Annotated in this window: 5 protein-coding genes and 1 pseudogene; 4 read left to right on the forward strand and 2 right to left on the reverse strand. The window is 63.4% G+C overall.

All coding sequences use genetic code 11. The annotated features are described in order from the left end of the window. The 4 genes and pseudogenes from ACESL8_RS12750 to ACESL8_RS12765 form a co-directional block, all read left to right on the forward strand. A pseudogene (locus tag ACESL8_RS12750) lies at positions 1 to 1,081 on the forward strand (hypothetical protein); the annotation flags it as partial. 135 nt (positions 1,082 to 1,216) lie between these two features. Continuing rightward, on the forward strand, positions 1,217 to 2,326 hold the full coding sequence (gene hppD / locus ACESL8_RS12755) for a 4-hydroxyphenylpyruvate dioxygenase (RefSeq protein WP_372919439.1): 1,110 nt from the start codon (positions 1,217 to 1,219) through the stop codon (positions 2,324 to 2,326). Further along, positions 2,323 to 2,871 (forward strand): VOC family protein, encoded by a 549-nt coding sequence (locus tag ACESL8_RS12760; protein WP_372919441.1) that lies wholly within the window; start codon positions 2,323 to 2,325, stop codon positions 2,869 to 2,871. The genes hppD and ACESL8_RS12760 overlap by 4 nt, the downstream gene beginning before the upstream one ends. A 97-nt stretch (positions 2,872 to 2,968) precedes the next feature. After that, positions 2,969 to 4,135 carry a nucleotide sugar dehydrogenase gene (locus ACESL8_RS12765; protein WP_372919443.1) on the forward strand — a complete coding sequence of 389 codons (1,167 nt, stop codon included), beginning with the start codon at positions 2,969 to 2,971 and terminating at the stop codon, positions 4,133 to 4,135. On the opposite strand, the gene ACESL8_RS12770 is transcribed toward ACESL8_RS12765, so the two are convergent. After that, entirely contained in the window at positions 4,107 to 5,132 is a 1,026-nt protein-coding gene (locus ACESL8_RS12770; RefSeq protein ID WP_372919445.1) for a serine protease, read from the reverse strand. The genes ACESL8_RS12765 and ACESL8_RS12770 overlap by 29 nt on opposite strands. After that, positions 5,129 to 5,453: hypothetical protein (locus tag ACESL8_RS12775; RefSeq protein ID WP_372919447.1), on the reverse strand; the 325-nt coding region annotated here is incomplete at its 5' end. The genes ACESL8_RS12770 and ACESL8_RS12775, both read right to left, overlap by 4 nt.

The raw sequence follows: 5,453 nt of genomic DNA on the forward strand, positions 1-5,453 counted from the left end.
AACACCCGATGCCATCGCTACCGGTAGCGGCGCCGGGCTGTTGGCCAGCCTGAGGGCGCTGCCCGGGGCCGATCCGGCCTGGCCGCTCGCCATCGGCCGGGCGGTGCTGCAGCGCTTTGCCTGGGCCGATGGCATATCAACCCGGTTTTCCGATCTGTACCGCGGCGGCATGGTAGCCAATTTCATGGCATCGGGCGCAGCAGTGCTGGTTGGCCTTGCTTACCTGCCCACCGCCGGGCCGGGCTGGAAGCATGTGTTTGCACTGGCCGAATTCATGCTGCTGGGCACGATTGTGGTTACCACCGCGCTGGCCAAGCGCGGCCATTGGCACGATCGCTGGTTCGAAACCCGCCGCGCCGCCGAGTATCTGCGCCACGCACCGTTCATGATGGCGCTGGGCGCGATGCGGCCGCCGGGGCGCTGGCCGCAAGGCAATTTCACGCGCGATGGTTCTGGCCAGGGAGCGGTCCAGGGATCGGGCCAGGGATCGGGCCAGGGATCGCCTTGGCCCGAACTTCACGCCCGCCAGGCTGTGCGCCAGGTTGGCCTGCCCGCCGCCACCCTCACCCCAGGCTGGCTGCGCGCCGTGCTGGATGGCTTGTTGATACCGCATCTGGCCGGCCAGCGTGATTATCATCGCGGCAAGGCGCGGCGGCTTGATCATGTGCATCATCGGCTGGACCGGGTGTCCACCATTTCATTCCAGCTTGCCGTGGTCGCGGTGGCGATGTGGCTGGTGCTGTGGGCCGGCGGTGTCATTGGCGTGTTGCCGGCCGAACCGGCAGAACAAACGGCCAAGCTGTTCACGTTTTTGGGCGTCTTGTTTCCCACCTTGGGCGGCGCCATCGCCGGCGTGCGCTATTTTGGTGATTTCGATCGCTTTGCCGCCATCAGCCGCGTTTCTGCCGACAAACTGGATGCCGTGCTGCGCCGTGCCACCTTGCTGCAAGGCGTGCCGGTGGCCAGCCTCGATTATGGCAGTGTCGCCGATCTGGCGCACGCCGCCGACGAAGTGGTGGTATCGGAAATCGAAAGCTGGCAGGCGGTGTTTGCAGGCAAGCATTTCACGGTTCCGGTTTGATCTGCATGGTTCGTGCGTAAAAATGCGGTTTTCTGCACCGATCGTGCATGATGCCGCGCCGTCCGCTGCCAACTCGCACGGACATTGGCCGCGTTCTGCGTTATCATCGGCCCGGCATAATCTCGGGGAATCGCCGTGGCCGATCTGTTCGACAATCCGCTGGGCCTTGATGGCTTTGAATTCATCGAATTTTGCGCACCCATCAAGGGCATGCTTGAACCGGTGTTCGCCGCAATGGGCTTTGCCCAGGTCGCGCACCACCGATCCAAGGATGTGCAGTTGTGGCGGCAGGGCGGCATCAACCTGATCGCGAATTACGAAAAGCACAGCCCGGCGTGGTATTTCGCTGCCGAACACGGCGCATCGGCGTGCGGCATGGGCTGGCGGGTGAAGGATGCGGCCACCGCCTATGCGGCGGCGCTGGAGCGCGGCGCCGAACCGGTGGAATCGCGCACCGGGCCGATGGAATTGCGGCTGCCGGGGTTTCGCGGCATCGGCGGTTCGATCATCTATCTGATTGATCGGTACGGCGATGATCTTTCGATCTATGACATTGATTTCGTGTATGAAGCCGGCGCGGTGCGCAATCCTGTTGGTGCTGGGCTGCAAATCATCGATCACCTCACCCACAATGTTTACGGCGGGCGCATGGCGCACTGGGCGGCGTTTTACGAACGCATCGCCAATTTCCGCGAAATCCGCTGGTTCGATATCAAGGGCGAATACACCGGCCTCACCAGCAAGGCGATGACCGCGCCCGACGGCAAGATCCGCATCCCCTTGAACGAGGAAAGCCGGGGCGGGGCCAATGCAGGAGGGGGGCAGATCGAGGAGTTTCTGCGCGCCTACAACGGTGAAGGTATCCAGCACATCGCCTTTTCCTGCGATGATCTGGTTGCGGTGTGGGACCGGCTCAAAGCCATCGGCACGCCGTTCATGACGCCGCCGCCCGCGACCTATTACGAGATGCTGGCCGAACGGCTGCCCGGCCACGGCGAGCCGGTGGCAGAACTGCAAACGCGCGGCATTTTGCTCGATGGCAGCACCGACGGTTGCAGCAAGGGTTCTGGGCGCCTGCTGCTGCAGATTTTTTCCGAAACCATGGTTGGGCCGGTGTTCTTCGAATTCATCCAGCGCAAGGGCGACGAAGGCTTTGGCGAAGGCAATTTCAAGGCGCTGTTCGAAAGCATGGAGCGCGATCAGGTCAGGAGAGGTGTGTTGCAGGTCGAGGAGCCGGCGCAGTGAGCATCCCTGTTCTGAGGCGCATCCACCATGTCGCCTATCGCTGCCGTGACGCTGCCGAAACGGTGGACTGGTATGCCCGCACGCTGGGCATGATTTACACCAACGCCTTTGCCGAGGATCATGTGCCGTCCACCGGTGAATTCGATCCCTATATGCACGTGTTTCTGGATTGCGGCGGCGGCAATTGCCTCGCGTTTTTCGAGCTGCCGAACCAGCCGGAGATGGGCCGCGACCCCAATACCCCGGCGTGGGTGCAGCATATCGCGTTCGAGGTGGCCGATGAGGCCGAATTGCTCAGTGCCAAGGCGCATTTGCAGGCGCAGGGCATCGATGTGCTGGGGCCGACATGGCACGGCATTTTCAAGTCGATCTATTTCTTCGATCCCAACGGGCACCGGCTGGAACTGGCCTGCAACATCGGCACGGCGGCGCAATATGCCGAGCTGAAGGCGGTGGCGCCTGCGATGCTGGCCGAGTGGCGCGAAACCCGCCGCGCGCCGCGCCATGCCGCCTGGCTGCACGTGCCGCCGGCGGAGGACCGCTGACCGCGCGGGCGTTCATCACCCATTGCGCCAGTGGCGTTTCCGCGCCAGATAAACGCGTATTCAGCGAGGGGCTTTGCCCCGCTTTCAGGAGCATGGCATGAAGATCGCTGTCGTTGGTTTGGGCTATGTCGGCCTGTCGAACGCCGTGTTGCTGGCGCAGAATCACGAGGTGACGGCGGTTGATGTCAGCACTGCCCGCGTTGATCTGGTGAACAACAAGAAAAGCCCGATTGTCGATGCCGAGCTGGAGGATTTCCTTGCTCACAAGCCGCTGCAATTGACGGCGACGACCGATCTGGTGGCCGCCGTGCAGGGTGCTGAACTGGTGGTGATCGCCACGCCCACCGATTACGATCCCGACACCAATCATTTCGACACGTCGTCGGTGGAAAATGTTGCGCGCGCGGCGCTGGCGGTCAATCCCAAGGCGGTGGTTGTCGTGAAATCCACGATCCCGGTGGGCTTCATCACCCACCTGCGCCGCGATCTGGGTAGCGACAATGTGTTTTTCAGCCCCGAGTTCCTGCGCGAAGGCCGCGCGCTTAACGACAATCTTTATCCGTCGCGCATCATCGTTGGCGACAAAGGCCCGATGGGCCGGGTGTTTGCCGATCTGATGCTGGAAGGGGCTGTCAAAGCCGATGTGCCGGTGCTGCTCACCGATCCGGCCGAAGCCGAAGCCATCAAATTGTTTGCCAACACCTATCTCGCCATGCGGGTCGCGTTCTTCAACGAGCTGGACAGTTATGCCATGGCGGCGGGGATGGATTCGCGCCAGATCATCGAAGGCATCGGCCTCGATCCGCGCATCGGGTTGCATTACAACAACCCGTCGTTCGGCTATGGCGGATATTGTTTACCCAAGGATACCAAGCAGTTGCTGGCCAATTATGGCGCGGTGCCGCAGAATCTGATCGCCGCCATTGTCGATGCCAACCGCACCCGCAAGGATTTCCTGGCGCAGCGTATTTTCGATCGCCAGCCGCGCACCGTGGGCGTGTATCGGCTGGTGATGAAGGCCAACAGCGACAATTTCCGCCAATCTTCGATTCAGGGCATCATGAAGCGCATCAAATCGCGCGGCATCCCGGTGATCATTTTCGAACCGGCGATGGTGGAAAACCAGTTCTTCGGCTCGCCGGTGGTGCGCGATCTGGCGGCGTTCAAGGCCCAGGCCGATGTGATTTTGGCCAACCGCATGAGTGACGATCTGGCCGATGTGGCCGACAAGGTGTTTACCCGCGACCTGTTCGGCGCCGACTGATTGCTGCGGTTTGCGCGGCGTAGCGCATCACCGTTTCCGGCTTTGACTGGTCCTTCGCCGCCGTTATCCAATCGGCATAATAGGCCACGTTGGTATACAGCGCCGGCACCCCGCCGAGGCCGCAGCCTTCGCCGGTGCTGACCAGCCCGACCAGCACGCGCTGGCGCGTCAACGGCCCGCCGCTGTCGCCCTGGCAGCTGTCCTGCTGCTTGTTGTCGCCCGAGGCAACGCACAGCACGCCGGGGCCGAGGGTTTTCTTGTACACCCCCACCTTGGCGCATTCTGCCTGATCGAGCAGGGTGAGCCGGCCTTCGAGCAGCACCCGCGATGAGCGCATCACCCGGCCATCGACAGCGCGCGCCGCCCCGGATACGCGCTCGCCGGTGTGGCCCCAGCCCGTCACTTTCAGATCATCGCCGGCGGTGAGCGGGCGCATCGCCGCGCTCAAGATGCGCGCCGGGCCAGCGGCGGCGGCGATATCGGCCTTGGTATTGGGTTCGGGCACCAGGCGGAGCAGCGCGATGTCGTGCTGCTTGCTGCCCGACCGGCGATAGTCGCCGTGGACAATGATGCGTTCGATGCGCATCGGCGTGGCATAACCCAGATCGATGCTGCCCAGCCGCACGCCCATCGCCGGCAGCTTGATCAGCTTTTCCTCGCTGGTGACGAAGCAATGCGCCGCGCTGAGCGCCCATTGTGCATCGATCAGGGCGCCGCCGCACATGTGATCGCGTTCCCATTCGCCCATCTTGTCATAAAAGCGTTTTTTGGGGTCGCTGGCGGCGCGGTCACGGTCTTCTTTCAAATCGGCCTCGGTCAGTTTGATCTTGAGGTAGATCTCGATCTGCCACGGTGAACTGCCGGGCTGGGCCGGGGTGCCGCGCACAACGCGCGAGCCTTCGTCTTCGGGGGCGGGCGCTGGTTCGGGGGCAGGCGCCGGTTCGGATTGGGCCGCAAGCAGCACGCCGGCGCCGAGCAACAGTGCGATCGTCTTCATGGCACCACCTTGGCATTGACCACCGCTGCCGACCAGTCGCCGACCTGGTTCCAGCTGCCGGTGCGGGCGCGGTCTGCTCCTTGGCAAAAGGCGCGCGCCACCGGGCTGAGGCAGGCTTGAACGTCGGCGACGTCGGTATCGGATTGTTCGAGTACGCCGGCACCCAGTGCGCGGTCGCTGGACAGCACCACAAACTGCAGAGGGCCGGGTTCGTCGGGCTGGAGTTCCTGCCCCGGCGGGATGCGGATGGCCTGGCGCGGCGCAATGGCGGGATCGATGGCGCCAAAGCCGGGCAGCACCTGCGTCACGCTGTATTTGCGG

Source organism: Sandarakinorhabdus sp. (assembly GCF_041689835.1).
In the GTDB taxonomy this organism is placed as follows: domain Bacteria; phylum Pseudomonadota; class Alphaproteobacteria; order Sphingomonadales; family Sphingomonadaceae; genus Sandarakinorhabdus.